The sequence below is a fragment of the Flavobacterium johnsoniae UW101 genome (genome assembly GCF_000016645.1).
Lineage (GTDB): Bacteria > Bacteroidota > Bacteroidia > Flavobacteriales > Flavobacteriaceae > Flavobacterium > Flavobacterium johnsoniae.
The window spans coordinates 3,463,005-3,483,575 of sequence record NC_009441.1; the positions used below are offsets into that span (position 1 = coordinate 3,463,005).

The following is a 20,571-nucleotide window of genomic DNA, read 5'->3' on the forward strand; positions in this document are numbered from 1 at the left end:
TAATCAACGTTTAATTAAATATAATACCTATGAGAAAAATAGTTATCGCACTATCAGTATTAATGGCCTTAACTTCGTGTGTATCGAAAAAGGAATATGCAGCACTGGAGGCTAAGCAAAAAGAAACCCAAGATTTATTAAACTCTTGCACAGTTAAATTAAATTCTTGTCTAGAAGAAAAAGCAGGATTAGCAGCAACAGCTGAAAGCTATAAACAACATAATCAAGACTTAATTAACAGCTCTAAAGATCTAACAGTTTTAACTACAAAAGGTGCTGAAAACCTTGAAAAATCTTTAGAAAGCTTGAAAGAAAAAGATTTAAAAATCTCTAGACTTCAAGATGCACTTACTAAAAAAGACAGTGTAACTTTAGCTTTAGTTACAAGCTTAAAAGGTGCAGTTGGAATCAACGACCCGGATATCGAAGTTAATGTTGAAAAAGGAGTTGTATTTATCTCTATCGCTGATAAATTATTATTTAAAAGTGGAAGTTATGACGTAAGTGACAAAGCTAAATCTGTTTTAGCTAAAGTTGCTAAAGTTGTAAATGACAAACCAGATTTTGAATGTATGGTTGAAGGTCACACAGATGATGTTCCTTACAAAAGCAATGGAGTTATCTTAGACAACTGGGATTTAAGTGTTAAACGTTCTACTTCTATCGTTCGTGTTTTAACTAATGATCTTGGAGTTAATCCAGCTAAATTAATTGCTGCAGGTAGAAGTTCTTATGTACCATTAGTTGCAAATGATTCTGCTGAAAACAAAGCTCGTAACAGAAGAACTCGTATCGTTGTTATGCCAAAAATCGATCAATTCTACGATATGATCGAAAAAGAGATGAAAAAACAAGCGAAATAATTCTTTGTTTCACATATTATTTAAACAGAAAAAGCAGGTCAATTGACCTGCTTTTATGTATCCTTAATTTTTTTAATAACCAATTAAATATAAATCAAGAATAGCATTATTTTTATTAACTAACTAAATTTTAACTATACTAAAGTTAGTTATATTTTTTAATTTTTTACACAATTTCAGTGTTTATTTACAAAATATCGATATCACCTTTCCCTTCTCTAACAACAATTGGTTCATGTTCTGAGAGATCAATAATGGTTGAACCAACATTATCTCCATAACCGCCATCGATTACCATATCGACTAGATTCTGCCATTTTTCAAAAATCAATTCAGGATCTGTTGTGTATTCAATTACATCATCTTCATCTCGAATCGAAGTCGAAACTATAGGATTTCCTAACTGGCGTACAATTTCTAATACAATATTATTATCAGGAACACGAATACCCACAGTAGTTTTCTTTTTAAACTCTTTTGGCAGGTTGTTATTCCCTGGTAAAATAAAAGTATAAGGTCCTGGTAAAGCTCTCTTTAATATTTTAAAAGTTGAAGTATCGATTTGACGCACATAATCTGATAAGTTACTCAAATCATGACAAATAAATGAGAAATTAGCTTTTTCTAATTTTACTCCTTTAATTTTTGCTATTTTCTCTAAAGCTCTCGAATTGGTAATATCACAACCTAAACCGTAAACAGTATCTGTTGGATAAATTACCAATCCGCCATTTTGAAGCACTTTCACTACTTTTGCAATAGCAGCTTCGCTAGGTTTATCTGGGTATATTTTTATAAATTCTGCCATAGTTTTTTTTCAAGTTTTTATTTGTTTCAGATTTCGTAAGGCTGAGCGAAGCCGAAACCTATGTTTATTTTTTAAACCCTCAGTATCAGATGACAAATATTTTCAAAACTTAGTTTATTAGAATAGTAAGACCTTAATAATCTATTAAACCCTCAAAATAGTAAACATCATTATTTTCAACTTTTGCATCTGATGGTTTTTTAGAAAAAAACATCTCATTTATATTAATAAGACTATAATTGATTGATGTTAAATTATGAGTTCTAGAATCTAATTGAAAATATTTACCATTATCAGTCCACCAAGTTCCTCTTTCATTCCAAACTTTTACTTCACAATCAATAAACGATGTAAATACAATAAAATAATTCCCGTTTTCTTCTCTATTAATAGTCCAATATTTTTTTTGGATAAATTTTACATTGTCAAAATCAGCTCCTTTCCAATATCCAACTAACTTTTTATCATTTTTTCTTACCAATTTTTCTGATTGTCCAAAAACACTTAAAGAAACTAAAAAGATTAAATTGCATAATAGTTTACTCATACTACCCAACCACATCTAATTTAGCAAATCTCAGCAAGAGTTTTTTAATACCTCCTACTTCAAATTTAATTTCGGCTTTTTTATCAGCTCCAACACCTTCTAAATTAATCACTTCTCCTTTTCCAAAACGTTCATGCATTACAACATTCCCAATAGTTAATTTATTATCAAACAAATTAGCACTTGAACTTGCTGGCGCATTTCCTGAAACAGGTTTTAATTTACGAATATTTAAATCCGGTTTTGGATTATTATCTGTAATATGTTTTGGCGGAGTTCCTCCTACCGGTTTTGCTAATCTTAACTTTGATTTATCAATATCTCCAAAAATATCTCCATCGATAGGCGATTTATATCTGTAATTCGTTTCAGCCGGAGTTAGATATTCTAAATATTGTCCATCTATTTCTTCAATAAAACGAGACGGTTCGCTGTCTGTTAATTTCCCCCAGCGGTAACGAGATTGGGCATAAGTCAAATACGCTTGGTGTTCTGCACGTGTTAATGCAACATAAAACAAACGACGTTCTTCTTCAAGTTCACTTCTGGTACTCATACTCATAGCACTAGGAAACAAATCTTCTTCCATTCCAACTACAAAAACATGAGGAAACTCAAGTCCTTTTGCAAGGTGAATGGTCATTAACGCTACACGATCTTCATCTGTTGTATCTTTATCTAAATCCGTCGCAAGTGCCACATCTTCCATAAATTCAGATAAAGCTCCTCTTGCACCGTCAATTTCTTTTTGTCCTTCTGTAAAATCTTTAATACCGTTTAAAAGTTCTTCAATATTTTGAATTTTTGCCATTCCTTCCGGAGTAGCATCTTTTTTCAATTCCTGAACTAAGCCGGTTTTCTTGGCAACATGATCTGTTATATAAAATGCATCCTGATTTTGATCAATAACCTGAAAACTCTGAATCATGGTAACAAAATCTTTTAGTTTGTTTTTTGTACCCGAAGTCAGTTTTAAATCAATTTTATCAATGTTTACCATCACTTCCCAAATCGAACGTTTGTAGTGATTTGCTGCGATAGTAAGTTTTTCAACTGTTGTATCTCCAATTCCACGAGCAGGATAATTGATTACTCGAATCAATGCTTCTTCATCTTTTGGATTAATTACTAAACGCAGATAACACAAAACATCTTTAATTTCCTTACGCTGGTAAAATGACAATCCTCCATAAATTCTATACGGAATATCTCTTTTCCTTAAAGCATCCTCCATAGCACGCGACTGTGCGTTTGTACGATACAAAATAGCAAAAGATCCATTGTGAAGCTGATTCTGCATTTTTTGTTCAAAGATCGTACTGGCAACAAAACGGCCTTCTTCGGCATCTGTCAAACTTCTGTGGACTTTAATTTTTGGTCCAAATTCATTCGCAGTCCAAACTACTTTATCAAGTTTAGTTTTATTATGTTCCATTACCGTATTTGCCGCTTCTACAATATTTCGGGTTGAACGGTAATTTTGCTCTAAACGAAACATAACTACACCTTCATAATCCTTTTGGAAATTCAAGATGTTATTAATATTCGCGCCACGGAAAGCATAAATACTCTGCGCATCATCTCCAACCACGCAAATATTCTGAAATCTGTCTGATAAAGCTCTAACAATCAAATACTGAGAGTGATTTGTATCTTGGTACTCATCAACAAGAATGTAACGGAAACGATCCTGATATTTGGCTAAAACTTCTGGAAATCTAGTTAATAGTTCGTTGGTTTTTAGCAGCAAATCGTCAAAATCCATTGCACCAGCTTTAAAGCAACGCTCTACATACTGCTGATAAATATCTCCCAATCTTGGTCGTTTTGCCATTGCATCGGCTTCAACCAATTCCGGATTATTGAAATATGCTTTTACAGTAATCAAACTGTTTTTATAACTAGATATACGTCCTAAAATTTGTTTTGGTTTATAAACATCACGATCCAGCTGCATTTCTTTAATAATAGAAGAAATTAATCTGGCCGAATCCTGAGAATCATAAATAGTAAAATTAGAAGGATACCCCAAATGATCTGATTCTGAGCGAAGAATACGAGCAAAAATCGAGTGAAAAGTTCCCATCCAAAGATTTTTTGCTTCAGATGCTCCTACAATATCTGCAATCCTGTGCTTCATTTCACGTGCCGCTTTATTAGTAAACGTCAGCGATAAAATATTAAAGGCGTCAACTCCCTGCGCCATCAAATAAGCAATTCTAATCGTTAAAACACGAGTTTTTCCCGAACCTGCACCAGCAATAATAATCATTGGCCCGTCTTTTTTTAGAACAGGCTGTCTCTGCGCTTCGTTGAGCTGGTCAATATATTTCTGCATGTAATTTTTCTCCTTTTATGCAAAATTAAGAATTAATACTCTAAATAGCTACTAAGATGCTAAGGTTCTAAGATGCTAAGTTTTTATTTTTTGAAGCAGAACATTAGGCATTTTATCAAACACAGTTCCCGCTTTCGGCTTTATCTCTCCGCTTCTCTGCGAGGATACCTCCTCTATCGGGGCTAGATTCAAACAATTGGTTTCTTTTGAGAAATTGGAAAGAAATGAAATTTAAATATTGTACTTCGCTTTTAATTTTTGTTTAAAATCTTCAAAATCAATAGTTCTTCCTGCTTTTATATCTTCCTCACTTTTTTGCAATTCTTTGGATATAGTTTCATCTTGAAAATCATTAACAAGATCCTCAGAATTTTCAACAATTTTATCCTTCATTATAGTCTTTTTAGTTATTTAACAATTCAAAATCTCAACATCTTAAAAACTTAGCATCTTAGAATCTCAGTCCCTTAGAACCTTATTTATAAAACACATCATAAGCGAAACGAATCAGCGTTCCAACAACCACAACCAAAAAGAAAATCCTGATAAAACCATTTCCTTTATTAATGGCAAGTTTTGCTCCTAACCAGCCGCCAAGTCCATTGCTTATCGCCATGGGAATTGCAATCGTCCAGATTATTTTTCCTTTTATCATAAACAGGCAGATAGAACCAAAATTTGTCGCCAGATTTACCATTTTAGCATTTGCAGAAGCATGTAAAAAATCAAACCCTAAAAGAGCAATAAAGGCTACAACAAAAAAACTTCCGGTTCCTGGACCAATAAATCCGTCATAAAAACCAACAATTATACTAATAAAGACGGCATAAATTATTTGAGTTGTCTGCGAATGATCTTTAGCAGCATGCTGTCCAAAATTTTTCTTTGCATAAGTATAGATAAACAACAGTGACAAAACCACAAGCAAAAGCGGTTTCATAAAATCGTTGCTTACAAGTGTTAAAATGGTAGAACCCAAAAATGCAGACGGAACTGCCAGAAACATCATAATTAAAAGCAGTTTCCATTGAATAATTACTTTTTTTAGGTATTGAAAAGCGGCAAAAGCAGTACCGCTGAAAGCCGGAATCTTTAAAGTTCCTATTACTGTAGAAACTGGAAGGTTTGGCAGTAAAATTAATCCCATTGGTGTCTGGATTAATCCTCCGCCACCCACAATTGCATCAACAAATCCCGCCGCAAAAGCAGCTAAACAAAGAAAAAGTATTATGTATGAATCCATTAAAAGTGTGTTTCAATAAATTAAAAAACAAGTTGCAAAAGTACAGCTTCCATTTTGTTTATTGAGATAAATTTAAAGTGGATTTCTCATCAAAAAGTATATTTTTGCTAAAAAATTTGACCCAATGGATTTTACAAGAATTATAGAATTAGCCAGTTATACTTTACCTGCAATTGTTACTGGATTTGTAGCTTATCGTTTTTTTGAACTGCATATTAAAAACAGCGATAAGAAACATGCTTTTTTACTAAACAGAGATTATCAGAAACAATCTCTTCCAATACGTTTACAAGCTTATGAGCGTATGACTTTGTTTTTAGAACGTATTAATTTGACTAAATTATTAATCAGAATTAGTCCAATTTCTCCAGATAAACACGATTACGAAAATTTTGTAATTGATCAAATCGAACAAGAATTCGAACACAATTTAACGCAGCAAATTTATATGTCTGAAGAATGCTGGACTATTATCACAACTGCCAAAAATTCAACCATACAAATGATTCGCAAAGCTGCTATGAGCGATCGCGTTGACAGCGCCGATAAACTTCGTGAAGTTATTTTAAACGACTTATTAGAAAAACAATCTCCAAGCAATGCTGCTTTGAGCTATATTAAAAACGAAGTTGCAGAACTTTGGTAAAAAAATATTTTAGATTTTAGATTGCAGAGTTCAGATAATGGACATTCAATCTAAAATCTAAATTTTTCCATCTTAAGTTATTTTGTTATCACTCATAACTTCAGATTTATTCTGAGCATATTCATAACCCTGCTCCCACCATTCTTTCATTACTTCTTTATTAAAAATCAAAGCGTTATCAGTTAATTTCGTTGGCGTGTAATATAAATTAAGCTTTACATCTTTACTGTTTGCCATAAGTTTTCCTATAGCAATATCATGTTTTTCTACCTGATCTAAGGCAATTCTAAACAAATCTATCATCAACGAAAATGGATTTTTACCAATTACCATTTTACTGGTATTAACTTCAGTTTCCAGAATAATAACATCAATTTCTGTGGCGCCGCGATTAATTGCTTCACGAATTGGAACCAGGCTCGAAAAACCGCCGTCACCATATTCGTAATTATTCTTAGTCACTAAACTCATAAACGGGACATAATTACTGGAAATCCAGGACCACTCGCAAAATTCTTCGTAAGTACAATCTTTAACCGACTTATATTCTGATTCGTTTTTGGTAAAATTCGTGACTGTAATAACCACGTCATTATCCATTTTTTTTAGTTTATTGAAATCAGAAAGCGAAAAATTATTCTGAATATATTTCTTCAAACCTTTACTTTCTCCAAAAGTTCTTTTTCCTTTAAAAAACTGACGTAGTACATTAAAGTGGTTGATGGTTACAATATCAATTCCTTCTTTTACTTTTACAACAAACGGACAAATATTAAAAATACTTGTCATTGTTACATTTGTATAAACTGAATGAATTTTTTTAATGTGGCCGAGAGCTAAATGCGGAATGAGAAGGCTTCCTGTAGAAGTTCCTATAAATAAATCGTATTCATGTTTTTTTTCTTCTATTAAATATTGTGCAACTCCTCCGGCGAATGCGCCTTTACTTCCTCCGCCAGAAATAACTAATGCTCTCATAAAATATATAAAGTAGGTTTTATTCTCTATGTTTTATTCTTTCAATAAACGATCCAATTGGAATTGTTCATCGGGGTTCAAATTAGGCAAAATTCTATTAAATGAAGTACGCATTTCTGAATTTTTCAATAAAACTCTGATTGTTTCTCTTCCAAACTTAGAAAACTGCCACATATGGTGCGTGGTAGCGTTAACCAGATTAGTCAAAACATCATCGTTTATAAACTTAAATGCAATTAGTTTTTCCAAAGCATTTTGGCGTGTAGTTGCTTCATATTCTGGAGTCGAAAAAGAAACCAATTCATTTATAAGTTTCTCAGGTTCATCACTATATTCTGGCGTTGATAAAGCAAGAGACAACCATAAAGTACGCAGGTTGTAATCGTTAAAACCAATCCATTCTTTTGATTTGTCTAAATATTCTTTTCTATGGTTTGGAAAATTTTTCCACAAATAAAACAAAGCTATTTCTTGCGTTTCATACGATTTATCATCCAGCAGTGTTTCATATTCTTTTCTAAAATCTTCTGGTATAGCTGGCAGAGTTCCTGCTAAAGTTTGTCGAAGTTGAATATTGTTTTGCTGCAGTGCTTTTAATAACAATTCTTTTTTATTCTCATATTTTTCAGCTTGTAATTGAGAAATAACAGCTTGTTTTACAGAAAAATGAACATCAGAATCTAAAGTCTGCTTTAAAAAATCAATCTTTTCACTTAAAGGTGTTTTCTTCAATTTATCTACCTCTAATCGAGCTTTTATTGCTTTATTTTTACTCAATAAAGCATTTGCTGTCGGCGTATCAAAAGCGGTAGATTCAAGCCAGGTTTTTTGAAACTGAACCACATCAAAATCAGAAACTTTTTTAATTTCGTCGAAAAAATTCTGCGTGTTTACATTCTTAAACGCATATTTTTTTAAATAACTTTTAATTGCTTTTTTAAATGCTTTATCGCCAATAAATTCATGCAGAACGAAAAGCGTCCACGCTCCTTTTTCATAAAAAGTAAGGGAACTCGCTTTGGCATTTAAAACCGGAATTGCATCTGTTCTCGATGCAAATTTTATCTGCTGGGCTGTATCGTATAATTTTGCATAAAAATAATCATCGCCAAAAATATCGCGCTCTGCCAATAATGCATAATAGGTCGCAAAACCTTCCTGAAGCCAATGGTGAGTACTGCTTTCTGCTGTAATTAAATCTCCAAACCAGTGATGTGCTAATTCGTGAGCATCAACATTTGTATAATTTCTGTCAATAAAAGCAACATCATCAACCACATAACGTGTTGTAAAAAGCGTTGTGGTTGTGTTTTCCATTCCGGCATATAAAAAATCACGAACAGGAATCTGCCTGAAAACTTTCCAGGGATATTTCACGCCAATTTCTTTTTCAAGAAAATCAAAAATACGTTTTGAATAACGGTAAGTAGGTTCAAAACGTGCAGTATCTTTTTTCTCTAAATAATATTCTAACGGAATTTTTGATTTTGAAGTAAAATCTTTTCTCTCGTATTTTCCAACAGAAAGCACTAATAAGTAAGAACTCATTGGGTTTTCCATTTGATACTGCCAATGAATTTGATCGTCTTTATCGGTTTTGCTTTTTAAAACTCCGTTTGAAACAACCTGATAGTCTTTTTTATAAGTTACACCAATATTGAAAATCACTTTTTCGTTTACATCATCAAAACTCGGAAACCAATTACTTGTGTACCTTCCTTGTCCCTGTGTCCAGATTTGATGCTCATTATTTTCAATATCAACAAAATACAATGCCTGTTTCGGTTTTGCATTGTAATTAAAAGTAAGGTGATTATTTCCTTTCTGAAAATTATTCAGGATTTGCAGTTCTTTAGTTGTGTTCAAAAAAATAACATCTTTACCATCAATTTGAACATTTGTAAATTCCATATTTTTCCCGTCAATTTTTATAGTATCAATGGGTTGCAGCACATCAAATTCATAATCTACATACCCGGAAATAGTTTTTTGGGAATCGTTTATTGTTAATTGTCCTGAAACCGTTTTAAAGTCAACATATTTGGTTTGCTGTGCAAAAACGAAGGTGGTTATTAAAAGGAAGATATATTTCATTGAAAATAAATTAATGGCGAAATTCCAAAGTTACAAAGGTTTGATCAACAAATCGAATGAAATTTGTAAGTTTACGATAGAAAATAAATCAAACGTGTCTACATCCAAAAAAGCCTTATTTAACTGGAGCAGCGGAAAAGATTCTGCTCTTGCATTATACAAAATCTTACACAATCCAGATTACAAAATTGAATATCTGCTTACCAGTGTAAACCAGCAGTATCAGCGGATTTCTATGCACGGTGTTCGTGTAGATTTATTGGAAGCACAATCTAAAAGTATTGGAATTCCTTTAAAAGTTATGCAGATTCCTGAAATGCCAACAATGGAGGTTTACGAAAATGTAATGACAGAAACCTTGACAGAACTTAAAAATCAAGGAATTACTTATTCTGTTTTTGGGGATATTTTTTTGGAAGATTTACGAAAATATCGTGAAGAACAATTAGCAAAAATAGGTTTTGAAGGTGTGTTTCCAATTTGGAAAATTCCATCGCATGATTTGATTCAGGAATTCATTTCCCTCGGATTTAAAACTATTGTAGTTTGTGTAAATGAACGTTATTTAGACAAAAGCTTTGTGGGCCGCATAATCGATCAGAATTTTATAAATGATTTACCTGAAAATGTAGATGTCTGCGGAGAGAACGGTGAATTTCATACTTTTACTTTTGATGGTCCAATCTTTTCTGAACCTATCAATTTTAAAGCCGGAGAGATTGTCTACCGAAAATATGAAAAACCGCAAAATCAGAATTCATCGGATGCAGCATGCGACACAAATACCTCTGATGCATTTGATTACGGATTTTGGTATTGTGATTTAATTAAAGAATAATGAATAGATTTTATCTAAAAAAAGCAATTGTTTTTATACTGCTCATTGCAGCGATTAGTACTTTGCAAAGCTGTTTAGTCAGCCGTTGTAAAAGACCTCAAATTACGGGTTATATTTATGATTTTGAATCTCATAAACCTATTGAGAATTGTAATGTAGGTGAAACAATGAGCGGTGATAACGGTTATTTTACGCTCAACGAAAAAAGATACCGTCAGTTTACATTTTTTGGATTTGAAGCGCAGCCTTTATCTGTAAACGAAAAAATTGAAAAAGAAGGTTATGAATCTCAAAATATTCAATTTATGAATCCGTTTGGCGGAGGCGCCAGAAAAGGAAGTCTGCATAATGCCGATACAATTTATTTGAAAAAAATCAAGATTAAAACAAACTAATATGACTTTAAAAGAAAATATTGAAGTAAAAAAAGTGCTTCAGTTTCTTGAAGAAATAGAAATTGATGTAATCGAAAAACCATTAGATTCTACTTTTTTACCAGGATTAGAATTAGGTCCAAACTGTATTTATATTGATTACGATAAATTATTATATCCCGGTGATATACTGCACGAAGCCGGGCATTTGGCAGTAACGACAGCTTCTAATAGAAATTTGATTGGCACAGCTGAAATTCCTGCAGACTGGCCGACTCAAGGAGAAGAAATCGCAGCTATTTTATGGTCTTTTGCGGCGCTGCATTACTTGCAGTTACCAATAGAGTTTGTGTTTCATCCAAATGGTTACAGAAATCAGTCTGACTGGTTTATTTCGAATTTCAACAGCGGTACTTATATCGGATTGCCGTTTCTTGAATGGATGGGATTGTGTGTTGGAAATGAAAAAGCCGAAAAAGAAAACAAATCTCCTTTTCCGGCTATGCAAAAATGGCTTCGGGATTAAAAATTAAGTTGATTGATCAACCCATGTTTTAAGAAACCACTTATTATCTTTTAACTCAAAAATATAATCAGCATATATACCAGTATCAATGCCGCGCTGCTCAATAACTGCGCTTTTTTGTTTCAGTATAATTTTTTGTTTAAACTCCATTCCTTTATCGTCTAACTTTAGAATCCTATAATTCTTTTGAGTCTTGGTAACACTAATTTCTTCTAAATTATCATCAAGCGTTTTGATTACAATAGGAAATTTTACACGGCTTAATTGAAAATTTTTATCTTCACTAAATTTCTTAAGAAAAGTGTTGAAATTTTCAATGTTGGTTTTAGTTTTTTCTTGTGCTGCCGTTAACTGGCAGAAACAAGCAATTAATAAGATTGTAATTATTTTTTTCATTATTCTTCGTACATTTTAAGCAGGTTCGTTACGGTATTAAGGTTTCGCATCGTTCCTATTACATTTAATTTTTTCTCGATATATTTAAGTTCTAATCTTGTTTTTCCGGCGCCAACAGCATATTTAATAAAAATTCTGTTTTCGTCAATGCTTGCTTCATCGGGTTTAAACTGACTAATTTTTAAATCGTGAATGTGTTCTTTTTTTAAAGCAATTGAAACAAAAACGATATATAATCTTTTAATATCAATGTCTTTTTCTTTCAAATAAGGATTATTGGCAAAAGATAATTCTAAATCTTTTTTTGAAAGCACTATTACAGGAACTTCATGTCCAAAAACCTTAAAAATTTCCTGTTTAATCATAAACCCAACTTTTGAAGCTTCTTCTTCGCTTTCTACAAAAACATTTCCGGACTGCAGATAGGTTCGAACGTTTTGAAAACCTATATTTTCCAGCATGGTTTTTAAAGCTTCCATTTTCATCATATTATGACCGGAAACGTTTATACCGCGTAAAAGTGCTAAATGTGTTGCCATTTTTTTTTATTTTATTCAAAGATAAAAACTATTCTTCTTCGTCTTCTCCTATTTCAATATCAAACTTCGTTAAAAAATCGTTTAAACGTTTTTTATACTTTTCTTTGGCCTGGTTTACAATTTCATCCGTTTCTTCGTTTGATTCTATCGGATCCAGATTAAATTCATTTTTAACCCATTCGTGAAACTCTGCTTTATTTTCGTTTTCATCATAATATTCATCATCTTTATAAAAATAAGCAGAATCAAAATCAACTGAAATTTCGGTATCCAGAGTTAAAATGTGAATTAATTTACGAATGTTTTCTGCTACTACATGAATTCCTCCTTCGTCTCCAAAAACTACTATCGGACAATTATTCAAATCATTATCAATAAGCCAGTAAGCATAAGAACTTCCTGAACCATTTGCTCCGGCAAATTCAATAAAACTGTTATAGAATTCTTCTTTTTCTGACCATGTTTTTATACCGGTTTTTTCTTCGGTTATTGTAAGACCAAAACATTCTGAATACGTTTCAGATCCGTATTGCTGGTCAAACTCATATAGTTTTACTAAATCTTCCGGTAAAGCATAATTTCCAAACTGAACAGCATATTCTTCTAATGAAAAACTATTATCATATTCTTCATATTCTTCATATTCTGTTTCATCGTCGCTGTCATCATCATCATAATCGTCGTCGTCATCTTCAGAAGGTTCTGCTGTAAGTACTTCAAAAGCTTCTATTGCAGCACGTTTTACACAGTACATTTCTATTCCTTGAGCAGTTTCATTATTTGCCCATTGGTATTTTGGATTTCCATCGTCATACAGATATTCAAGAACAAGCGTAATTTCTTCATCATCATGACACCATAACGCGCGTAATTTGATATTAAAACCATTTCCTATTTCTTCAGAAATCTGACTGTATTTCTTCCCTTCATATTCAAAAGGAATAAAAGAGTATTCATTATTTCCAACTTTTTTGCTGATTCTGCCAATATGTTTTACATATTCCAATTCAGACAAAACCTGAACCATTTTTATGAATTCTTCTCGGAAATTAGCATAGGCATATTTTTCTGTTTTATCATAATCCAGAATCGAAAGTCCTTCTTTAAAAGCGTCATGGTAATGGTCTAAAACAGCAGTTCCATAATCAGAAAATTCGATAAAAGAATCGGCTGCAATATCAGATAATTTATGGGTTGACGGAAAGTAGTTTTCGATAGTTAAAATTGAACCATCAGCATCGGTAACATTGCTGCAGATTAATACATCGGGTCTGTTTACACTAATTATAGCCTGAACATCTGTAAAACGTTCAAAATGCATCAGCATATCGTCACTGTAAATCAGCCAGGCAGTAACATCTCCTTTTACAAAAAGTTCTCCATGATTGTATTCTCCTAAAAGTGCATCGCATTTTACGCCTCCGCCTAAATAATGCACACTTCCAAACAAATTAATATTTACAGATTCAGTTTCTCCCAACACAATTAAAGCCGGAGAGTTGTCTGTATCATAAGAGCTTATAAGTTTAGTAACTTTAAGATTTCCTTTAAAAATAAATCCTAGTATAAAAATATCCGAATGCTCTTCTGTACTAAAATCCATTTCAAATGAATCCATTTCTACATCATCTTCTGCTAAAAGAAATATTGGATTTTCCTCATAATCAGGAAAACGCCAGGTATCTTCAAAAACATTGTAGATTTTCTGATCTTGAAAATTAGTAAGATCACCTATAATTTCATGGGCTTGGTGTCGATTAATGACTTTAAAAGTAACACCTGCAAACTGAATGGTTTCAAAAGGAATTTTTTCTTCTTTGCTCATATTGGGGCTTATATCATTTTTAACAAATGTAGAAATTATCTTCATTTATTAAAATAATACTTACTTTAAATAATTAAAAACTCTGCCGGAAAAACAGCAGAGTTTTTGAAGATGAGTTATATATTTAAATTATAAACTTCTAAAGGCAGATTATTTGACTTAAGAATAGCATTGTAAAAAAAATATTTTAAAGTTCTGTCAAACATTCGATTTTCAAATTTACTAATTAAAATCTATCTTCGCTTTTCTAAATAAAAGAGCATAGAACAAAGAATATAGATTATTTTTATTTAAAATCAACAATCTAAAATCTATAGTCTAAAAATCTAAAATTCAAAATTCTTCATGTCTAATAATCTTCTTGAAACTCCTATCGAATACTTAAAAGGTGTTGGCCCAAGCCGTGGTCAATTGCTTCGTAAGGAATTAGGAATTCATAAATATGGAGATTTAGTAAATTTTTATCCAAATCGATATATAGACAGAACTCGTTATTATAAAATTAATGAGCTTCAAAACACCGGATCTGAAGTTCAGATTATTGGAAAAATTATCAATATAAAAACAGTCGAATTTGCTAAGAATAAAAAACGTCTTGTGGCTTCTTTTGTTGATGATACAGGACAAATTGAACTTAACTGGTTTCAGGGTCATAAATGGATTCGTGAAAGTTTAAAACTTAATGAACCGCTGGTTATTTTTGGGAAATGTTCATTATACGGAAGTCAGTTCAGCATGGCGCATCCGGAAATTGAATTGTTAAGCGAACACGAAAAAAGTCTTCGTTCTGCCATGCAGCCTGTTTATCCTTCTACAGAAACCCTTACAAACAGAGGAATTTCTAACAGAACAATAAACAAAATGATGGAACAGTTGTTTATTGAAACCGGAGCTTTGTTTACAGAAACTTTTCCGCCTTATTTACTTGAAGAAGTAAAACTGATCTCAAAAAGAGCCGCTTTATTTAACATACATTTTCCTAAAAGTGCCGATGCTTTGGCGAAAGCACAATTTAGATTGAAGTTTGAAGAATTGTTTTTTATTCAGCTGCAGTTAATTACTAAAAACCTAATTAGAAAACATAAAATTAAAGGTCATCCTTTTACAAAAGTGGGTGAACTTTTTAATGAATTTTATCAAAATCATCTTCCATTTGACTTAACAAATGCTCAAAAAAGGGTAATAAAAGAAATTCGTTCTGATATGGGAAGTAATGCCCAAATGAACCGATTACTGCAGGGAGATGTAGGTTCTGGAAAAACAATTGTAGGTTTTATGAGCATGCTTTTGGCTATAGATAATGGTTTTCAGGCTTGTTTGATGGCGCCGACAGAAATTTTAGCAAATCAGCATTTTATTGGTTTATCTGAGTTTGCTAATACTTTAAACATTAGTATAAAAATCCTAACCGGTTCAACCAAAACTTCTGAAAGAAGAATTATTCATGAAGATCTCGAAAATGGAAGTCTTCAGATTTTAATAGGAACTCACGCTTTATTAGAAGATAAAGTTAAATTTAAGAATTTAGGTCTTGCTATTATTGATGAGCAGCATCGTTTTGGGGTAGAACAAAGATCTAAATTGTGGAAAAAAAATGAGATTCCGCCGCACGTTTTGGTCATGACTGCAACGCCAATTCCGAGAACTTTAGCTATGAGTTTATACGGTGATCTGGATGTTTCTGTAATTGATGAACTGCCGCCGGGAAGAAAACCAATTCAAACCGTTCATCGATTTGATACAAACCGTTTAAAAGTCTGGAAATTCCTGCGTGATGAAATTGCGAAAGGCAGACAGATTTATATTGTTTATCCATTAATTCAGGAATCTGAAAAAATGGATTACAAAGATTTGATGGATGGTTACGAAAGTATTTCAAGAGATTTTCCGCTGCCGCAATATTCAATTTCAATTGTTCATGGAAAGATGAAACCTGCGGATAAAGATGCCGAAATGAAACGTTTCTCAGAAGGAAAAACAAATATTATGGTGGCTACAACCGTAATTGAAGTTGGTGTAAATGTGCCTAATGCCAGTGTTATGATTATTGAAAGTGCCGAACGTTTTGGTCTTTCGCAGCTGCATCAGCTTAGAGGACGTGTTGGACGTGGTGCTGAACAGAGTTATTGTATTTTAATGACTGGACATAAATTAAGCTCTGACAGTAAAACCCGAATGGAAACTATGGTGCAGACCAATGATGGTTTTGAAATTGCCGAAGTCGATCTCAAACTTCGCGGTCCCGGAGATTTAATGGGAACGCAGCAAAGCGGTGTTTTAAACCTGCAGATTGCTGATATTGTAAAAGACAGAGAGATTTTGTCTTTCGCCAGAAATTATGCCCTGAAAATCTTAAAAGAAGATCCACCGTTACAAAAACCCGAACACGCTATTTTAAAAACTGTTTTCTTAGAATTAACGAAAAGAAAAAATATTTGGAATTATATTTCTTAGTCGCTGGCGCTCTAGGAAGGAACAAAGACACAAAGGTGCAAAGTCACAAAGTTTTTTAATGAGTATCATTCCGAGGAAAGTCGAAGGCTAAAAAACCTTTGTCACTTTGCCTCTTTGTAACTCTGCCACTTAAAAAAAATACTTCACTGCATCTAACTTTAGTAAGTTAAAATATTCAGGTGATTTAGATTTGTTGGGGGCAAATTTGTTTTTGAATATTGCCGACACAATGAAGTATAACTTTTTGTGATTTATTATTTTTTAGGAGGTGTTTTATCAAATAATCCGCTGAATAAACCCTTACTTACTTTATTTTTATCGTCTTTTCCGGTCGCAATTAAATGATCTACATATTCCATATAGGTTTTCTTGCGTTCTTCTAAAAAACCAACCAAATATTCCTCAGAGGCTATTATCCCGCTGGTCTGCTCAATTTGCAGCAGTTTTTTATACAAAGGTTCAATGAATTTTGTAATTATAGGTTCAGGAACAGATTTTCGGGTTCCGAAATATCCAACTATATCACCGTCTCCATTTGTATCGGCTACAATTTTAAAGTCGGTTACAACCCAGTAATAACGGCCTGTTTTGGCCATATTTTTAATAATTACATGAATGTTTTCACTTGATTTAATGCTATCCCACAAGAACTTAAAAATTACTTTTGGCATATCAGGATGCCTCACAATACTGTGAGGCTGTCCAATAAGTTCAAATTCATCATATCCGGAAACATCTATAAAATCTTCGTTGGCATATAGAATTGTTCCGTGCTTATCTGTTTTACTTAGTAATACTTTATTTTTATTCCAATCGACTTCTCGGTCTGATGGAGTTGGGCGGGTAAATCTAGTGTCCATAAATTTTCTATTAATAATTAACAAACAATGGTAGTGCTGCGTGTATTTTTTTGGAAGTTGGTTTTTAATTATTTTAATGTCTGGTATTAGTAGATTTTACATGAATATCATTTACCAAATCATCGATTTTTTTAGCACTTTCACGCATCATATCCAGATAAGTCAGCAGTTTATCATTATCTGTATGACCTTTTGAAACATCAATTAATTTTAAAACAGAATTAACCGGAAGCTTTAAATCTAAAGTTGTTCTGTGAATAAAATCATTGTATTCTTTTGTAGCCGACATTGAACTGAATTTTGCCGAAGCAAGTTTCATGTTTTCTAATTCATATTCATCAGAAATTTTAGAAATATGATTCTGACTGTGTTCTTTAAAATAATAGGCCCAATACCCATTCATAAAAAATACAACTGCCGCTAAAACAGTATGAATAATCAGGGTTTCTAAATCAAAGTTTACCTGAGAAAAATAAACCTGAAGACCGTTTGCATCGTTAAAAACGAAATTTTGCAAATAAGCCAGACCAGCATGATGCAGTATAACTAAAAGCGTAAGCGGAATTTGTAATTTCCAGTTTTGGTAAATAATTAAAATAGTACTTGCAATAAAAACCGTAAAATGCATTTCAAACAAACCATGCATTTGGTAAATGTACTGCGCCATAAATATTGCCAGTATAACAGACAAAACATACTGATAGAATTTTGAATTCTTCATAAAAAACTTGGCAGAATAATACGCTAAGAGATTAAGAGTTCCTACTCCCACTCCTATTTCGAATGTATCGTACTTAAATGATAATCCAATTCCGAGAAGAAAATAAACAACAAGAACGTAATTAATAATAGTATCTGATTTTTGTGTCATTGTAGACATAAAACTGTGCAGATAATCTTGCTCATTCAAACTGGCTTTTGTTTTCATAGGTAAAAAATTAAGTTAGTGATAGATTTTATTTAGTGCAATTTGGTAACGAACATCCGTAAGCTCTTAGAGCTAAAGCATTAAATGAGGGCGAATTGTTTTGTTTTAACAGCGAATCGATCGCCATTTGAGCATAATTACTCTCTGCATCTGTACAATATCTTGTTTTATTGTAATTACCCCGGTAATATAAATTATGAGAAGGATCTAAAAGAACAGCCTGCGGCGTAGAAATTACACCGCATTTTTTTGCAATTCCTTCATCAAAATATACAGGAATCCGGGCTCCAAATTTTTGTTGGATTTCTTCAATCGTAAAAGTTTTGTGCTTGTTTAAAACAACTATTTTAAAGTTAATTCTATCGCCATACTTTTTTATCAGATCACTCACATGCGGCACATTAAAGCGTGAGCACGGGCAGTCAGGATTAAAAAAATGAAAGAAAACCGGCTTGTTGTCAAAAGGACAGCATTGCGATAAATTTATTTTACTTCCCATAGCTATATCATGATAGTTTTTAGGAATTGGCGTTGGCAGACTGTATTTAAACTCGTTCTGCCAGAAAAGAAAGCCTATTGAAGCAAATAGTAATGTAAACCATAAACTTAGGAGTAATTTTTTCTTCATATAATATTTTTTAGCAATTAAGAACAGAAATTATAAACACTTGTTAATACAATTATCAATCAAATTCTATAAAAAACCCAAAAAAACTACACCAATCCTACTATTTTAACAATAATCCTAAGAGTATTCCTTAACAAATACTGATAAAATTATCATTTTGTTTAACATATCAATAATACAAATAAATTCGACAAACTGCAAAAAAAATCGGACAAATACTTTTTTTTTTATTCTTTACCTGTATCAATAACTGTTTTTAAAAAATAAAACAGAAACAGCAGAAAACACATCTGCTTGATTTAAAGACAAATACAAACAAAGTATCAAAAAAAAATAAAAAAACAACATTTTGCTTTTAAACCTTTTATTAAAACCAATATCTAAAAGCAAACTCTTTACAACTATGCATACTAAATACAATTTGAAATTATTGCAATCCAAATGTTAAATAAAAGCTAACATCTTTCGGTTTCAACGCAAAAAGTTAAATTTGCCAGTTGCAAAAACATACACCAAAACACACATTCACCTAAATTTTTATGAAATTAAAACATCTAATCTACGCCTTGATAATCATCGTTTTAGGAGGATTTATTACGTATAGAATAATATCCAACAAAGGAAAGAACGACGAATCAAAAAAATTTGGCGACAAAGACAAACCAACGACAGTAACAGGATTAGTAATTCAAACTACTACTTTTGATAATAATTTGTCATTATCTGGTTCTATCGAAGCCAATGAACAAATTGAAATTCACAGCGAAGTTTCTGGAATTGTAGAAGGTATTTATTTTAATGAAGGAACTTATGTGAATAAAGGTCAGGTACTTTTTAAAGTAAATGATATCGAATTAAAAGCGCAGTTAAGACAAGCTGTAACTAAAGAAGGCTTAGCTGCAGAAAATGAAAGAAGAGCTAAACTTTTACTTCAAAAAGAAGCCATCAGCCAGGAAGAAGCCGATGTTGCTAGAGCAGACCATGCTTCTGCGCAGGCACAAAGCCAATTAATAAGAGCACAAATATCTAAAACATCTGTAAAAGCACCATTTTCAGGAAAAATTGGTCTTCGTTCTATTTCACCTGGAACTTATATTACACCAACTGTTTTGGTAGCAAAATTAGTAAACACAGGAAAATTAAAAATTACATTCTCTATTCCTGAAAAATATGCTTCGCAGGTACAATCAGGATCTACTATAGATTTTACGGTTTCGGGTTCAAATAAAACCTATACAGCAAAAATATATGCCATAGAACCAGAGGTAGCTGTTGCAACCCGTACACTGCAGATTCGTGCTATTGCCGACAATACCGACGGAAAACTTTTCCCTGGAACTTTTGCCGACATCAAATTACCTTTAAACATTATTAAAGATGCTATAGTTGTTCCTTCTCAAGCTATTATTCCAATACAAGACGGTAAAAAAGTTTTTATTGCTGATAATGGCAAAGCAAAGGAAGTTATGGTTGATGCTACAACAAGAACCGATTCTTCAATTCTAATTTTATCAGGATTAAAAGCTGGAGATACTTTAATCACAAGCGGTGTTATGTCATTAAAAAACGAAGCACCAATTAAAGTTAAAGTAAAATAGTCATAAAGACTTGAATATAGATTTAAAGATAGCAGTAAGATTTAGCAATAAATCTGAAATCTATAACCGACAATCTAAAATCTAAAAT

20 protein-coding genes are annotated in these 20,571 nt (G+C 32.3%); 7 read left to right on the forward strand and 13 right to left on the reverse strand.

Annotated elements, in window-relative coordinates:
• Window positions 1-29 precede the first annotated feature (29 nt).
• Complete coding sequence (locus tag FJOH_RS15150; protein ID WP_012024980.1) at window positions 30-863, forward strand: OmpA/MotB family protein; 834 nt, start codon at window positions 30-32, stop codon at window positions 861-863.
• Window positions 864-1,050: 187 nt separating this feature from the next.
• Here FJOH_RS15150 and FJOH_RS15155 read toward each other — a convergent pair whose 3' ends face one another.
• The 5 genes from FJOH_RS15155 to FJOH_RS15170 form a co-directional block, all read right to left on the reverse strand.
• Window positions 1,051-1,671: an L-threonylcarbamoyladenylate synthase gene (locus tag FJOH_RS15155; RefSeq protein ID WP_012024981.1), complete on the reverse strand. Its 621-nt coding sequence runs from the start codon at window positions 1,669-1,671 to the stop codon at window positions 1,051-1,053.
• Between the two features lie 133 nt (window positions 1,672-1,804).
• The gene (locus FJOH_RS15160) at window positions 1,805-2,218 is read right to left on the reverse strand and encodes a hypothetical protein (protein WP_012024982.1); all 414 of its coding nucleotides are present in this window, start codon (window positions 2,216-2,218) and stop codon (window positions 1,805-1,807) included.
• 1 nt (window position 2,219) lies between these two features.
• Window positions 2,220-4,556, reverse strand: coding sequence for an ATP-dependent helicase (locus FJOH_RS15165; RefSeq protein WP_012024983.1), 2,337 nt, complete (start codon window positions 4,554-4,556; stop codon window positions 2,220-2,222).
• A 231-nt stretch (window positions 4,557-4,787) separates the two neighbouring features.
• Window positions 4,788-4,949, reverse strand: coding sequence for a hypothetical protein (locus FJOH_RS26995; protein ID WP_159436630.1), 162 nt, complete (start codon window positions 4,947-4,949; stop codon window positions 4,788-4,790).
• Window positions 4,950-5,031: 82 nt separating this feature from the next.
• A complete protein-coding gene (locus FJOH_RS15170; protein WP_012024984.1) occupies window positions 5,032-5,799 on the reverse strand; it encodes a sulfite exporter TauE/SafE family protein in 768 nt (255 codons plus the stop codon).
• Between the two features lie 124 nt (window positions 5,800-5,923).
• Here FJOH_RS15170 and FJOH_RS15175 point away from each other — a divergent pair, with 124 nt between their 5' ends.
• Window positions 5,924-6,445 (forward strand): DUF7935 family protein, encoded by a 522-nt coding sequence (locus FJOH_RS15175; protein WP_012024985.1) that lies wholly within the window; start codon window positions 5,924-5,926, stop codon window positions 6,443-6,445.
• Window positions 6,446-6,517: 72 nt separating this feature from the next.
• Here the strand turns inward: FJOH_RS15175 and FJOH_RS15180 are convergent, their stop codons facing one another.
• Both FJOH_RS15180 and FJOH_RS15185 read right to left on the reverse strand, forming a co-directional pair.
• Window positions 6,518-7,423, reverse strand: a complete 906-nt coding sequence (locus FJOH_RS15180) for a patatin-like phospholipase family protein (protein ID WP_012024986.1) — start codon at window positions 7,421-7,423, stop codon at window positions 6,518-6,520.
• A 33-nt stretch (window positions 7,424-7,456) separates the two neighbouring features.
• Entirely contained in the window at window positions 7,457-9,517 is a 2,061-nt protein-coding gene (locus tag FJOH_RS15185) for a M1 family metallopeptidase (protein WP_012024987.1), read from the reverse strand.
• Window positions 9,518-9,530: 13 nt separating this feature from the next.
• On the opposite strand from FJOH_RS15185, the gene FJOH_RS15190 reads away from it, so the two are divergent.
• Genes FJOH_RS15190 through FJOH_RS15200 form a run of 3 tightly spaced genes read left to right on the forward strand, consistent with a single transcriptional unit; the run spans window position 9,531 to window position 11,255 of the window.
• Window positions 9,531-10,355 carry a Dph6-related ATP pyrophosphatase gene (locus tag FJOH_RS15190; protein WP_012024988.1) on the forward strand — a complete coding sequence of 275 codons (825 nt, stop codon included), beginning with the start codon at window positions 9,531-9,533 and terminating at the stop codon, window positions 10,353-10,355.
• Window positions 10,355-10,750 (forward strand): peptidase associated/transthyretin-like domain-containing protein, encoded by a 396-nt coding sequence (locus FJOH_RS15195; RefSeq protein WP_012024989.1) that lies wholly within the window; start codon window positions 10,355-10,357, stop codon window positions 10,748-10,750. Before FJOH_RS15190 ends, FJOH_RS15195 begins: the two co-directional genes overlap by 1 nt.
• Before the next feature lies 1 nt (window position 10,751).
• Window positions 10,752-11,255: a hypothetical protein gene (locus FJOH_RS15200; protein WP_012024990.1), complete on the forward strand. Its 504-nt coding sequence runs from the start codon at window positions 10,752-10,754 to the stop codon at window positions 11,253-11,255.
• A gap of 3 nt (window positions 11,256-11,258) precedes the next feature.
• Here FJOH_RS15200 and FJOH_RS15205 read toward each other — a convergent pair whose 3' ends face one another.
• From FJOH_RS15205 to FJOH_RS15215, 3 genes are read right to left on the reverse strand one after another with little or no spacing between them, the layout of a single operon-like run.
• Window positions 11,259-11,651 (reverse strand): DUF4348 domain-containing protein, encoded by a 393-nt coding sequence (locus FJOH_RS15205; RefSeq protein WP_012024991.1) that lies wholly within the window; start codon window positions 11,649-11,651, stop codon window positions 11,259-11,261.
• On the reverse strand, window positions 11,651-12,190 hold the full coding sequence (locus FJOH_RS15210) for a DUF1697 domain-containing protein (RefSeq protein ID WP_012024992.1): 540 nt from the start codon (window positions 12,188-12,190) through the stop codon (window positions 11,651-11,653). Before FJOH_RS15210 ends, FJOH_RS15205 begins: the two co-directional genes overlap by 1 nt.
• Before the next feature lie 28 nt (window positions 12,191-12,218).
• A complete protein-coding gene (locus tag FJOH_RS15215) occupies window positions 12,219-14,015 on the reverse strand; it encodes a hypothetical protein (protein ID WP_044047769.1) in 1,797 nt (598 codons plus the stop codon).
• Window positions 14,016-14,360: 345 nt separating this feature from the next.
• Between FJOH_RS15215 and recG the strand changes: the two genes are divergently transcribed.
• Window positions 14,361-16,469, forward strand: a complete 2,109-nt coding sequence (recG, locus tag FJOH_RS15220) for an ATP-dependent DNA helicase RecG (RefSeq protein WP_012024994.1) — start codon at window positions 14,361-14,363, stop codon at window positions 16,467-16,469.
• A 254-nt stretch (window positions 16,470-16,723) separates the two neighbouring features.
• Here the strand turns inward: recG and FJOH_RS15225 are convergent, their stop codons facing one another.
• From FJOH_RS15225 to FJOH_RS15235, 3 genes are all read right to left on the reverse strand, one after another.
• A complete protein-coding gene (locus tag FJOH_RS15225) occupies window positions 16,724-17,329 on the reverse strand; it encodes a PAS domain-containing protein (RefSeq protein WP_012024995.1) in 606 nt (201 codons plus the stop codon).
• A gap of 73 nt (window positions 17,330-17,402) precedes the next feature.
• Window positions 17,403-18,257, reverse strand: coding sequence for a hypothetical protein (locus tag FJOH_RS15230; protein ID WP_012024996.1), 855 nt, complete (start codon window positions 18,255-18,257; stop codon window positions 17,403-17,405).
• 28 nt (window positions 18,258-18,285) lie between these two features.
• Window positions 18,286-18,885 (reverse strand): DUF6436 domain-containing protein, encoded by a 600-nt coding sequence (locus FJOH_RS15235; protein WP_012024997.1) that lies wholly within the window; start codon window positions 18,883-18,885, stop codon window positions 18,286-18,288.
• 539 nt (window positions 18,886-19,424) lie between these two features.
• On the opposite strand from FJOH_RS15235, the gene FJOH_RS15240 reads away from it, so the two are divergent.
• On the forward strand, window positions 19,425-20,483 hold the full coding sequence (locus FJOH_RS15240) for an efflux RND transporter periplasmic adaptor subunit (RefSeq protein WP_012024998.1): 1,059 nt from the start codon (window positions 19,425-19,427) through the stop codon (window positions 20,481-20,483).
• The last annotated feature ends 88 nt before the right edge of the window (window positions 20,484-20,571 follow it).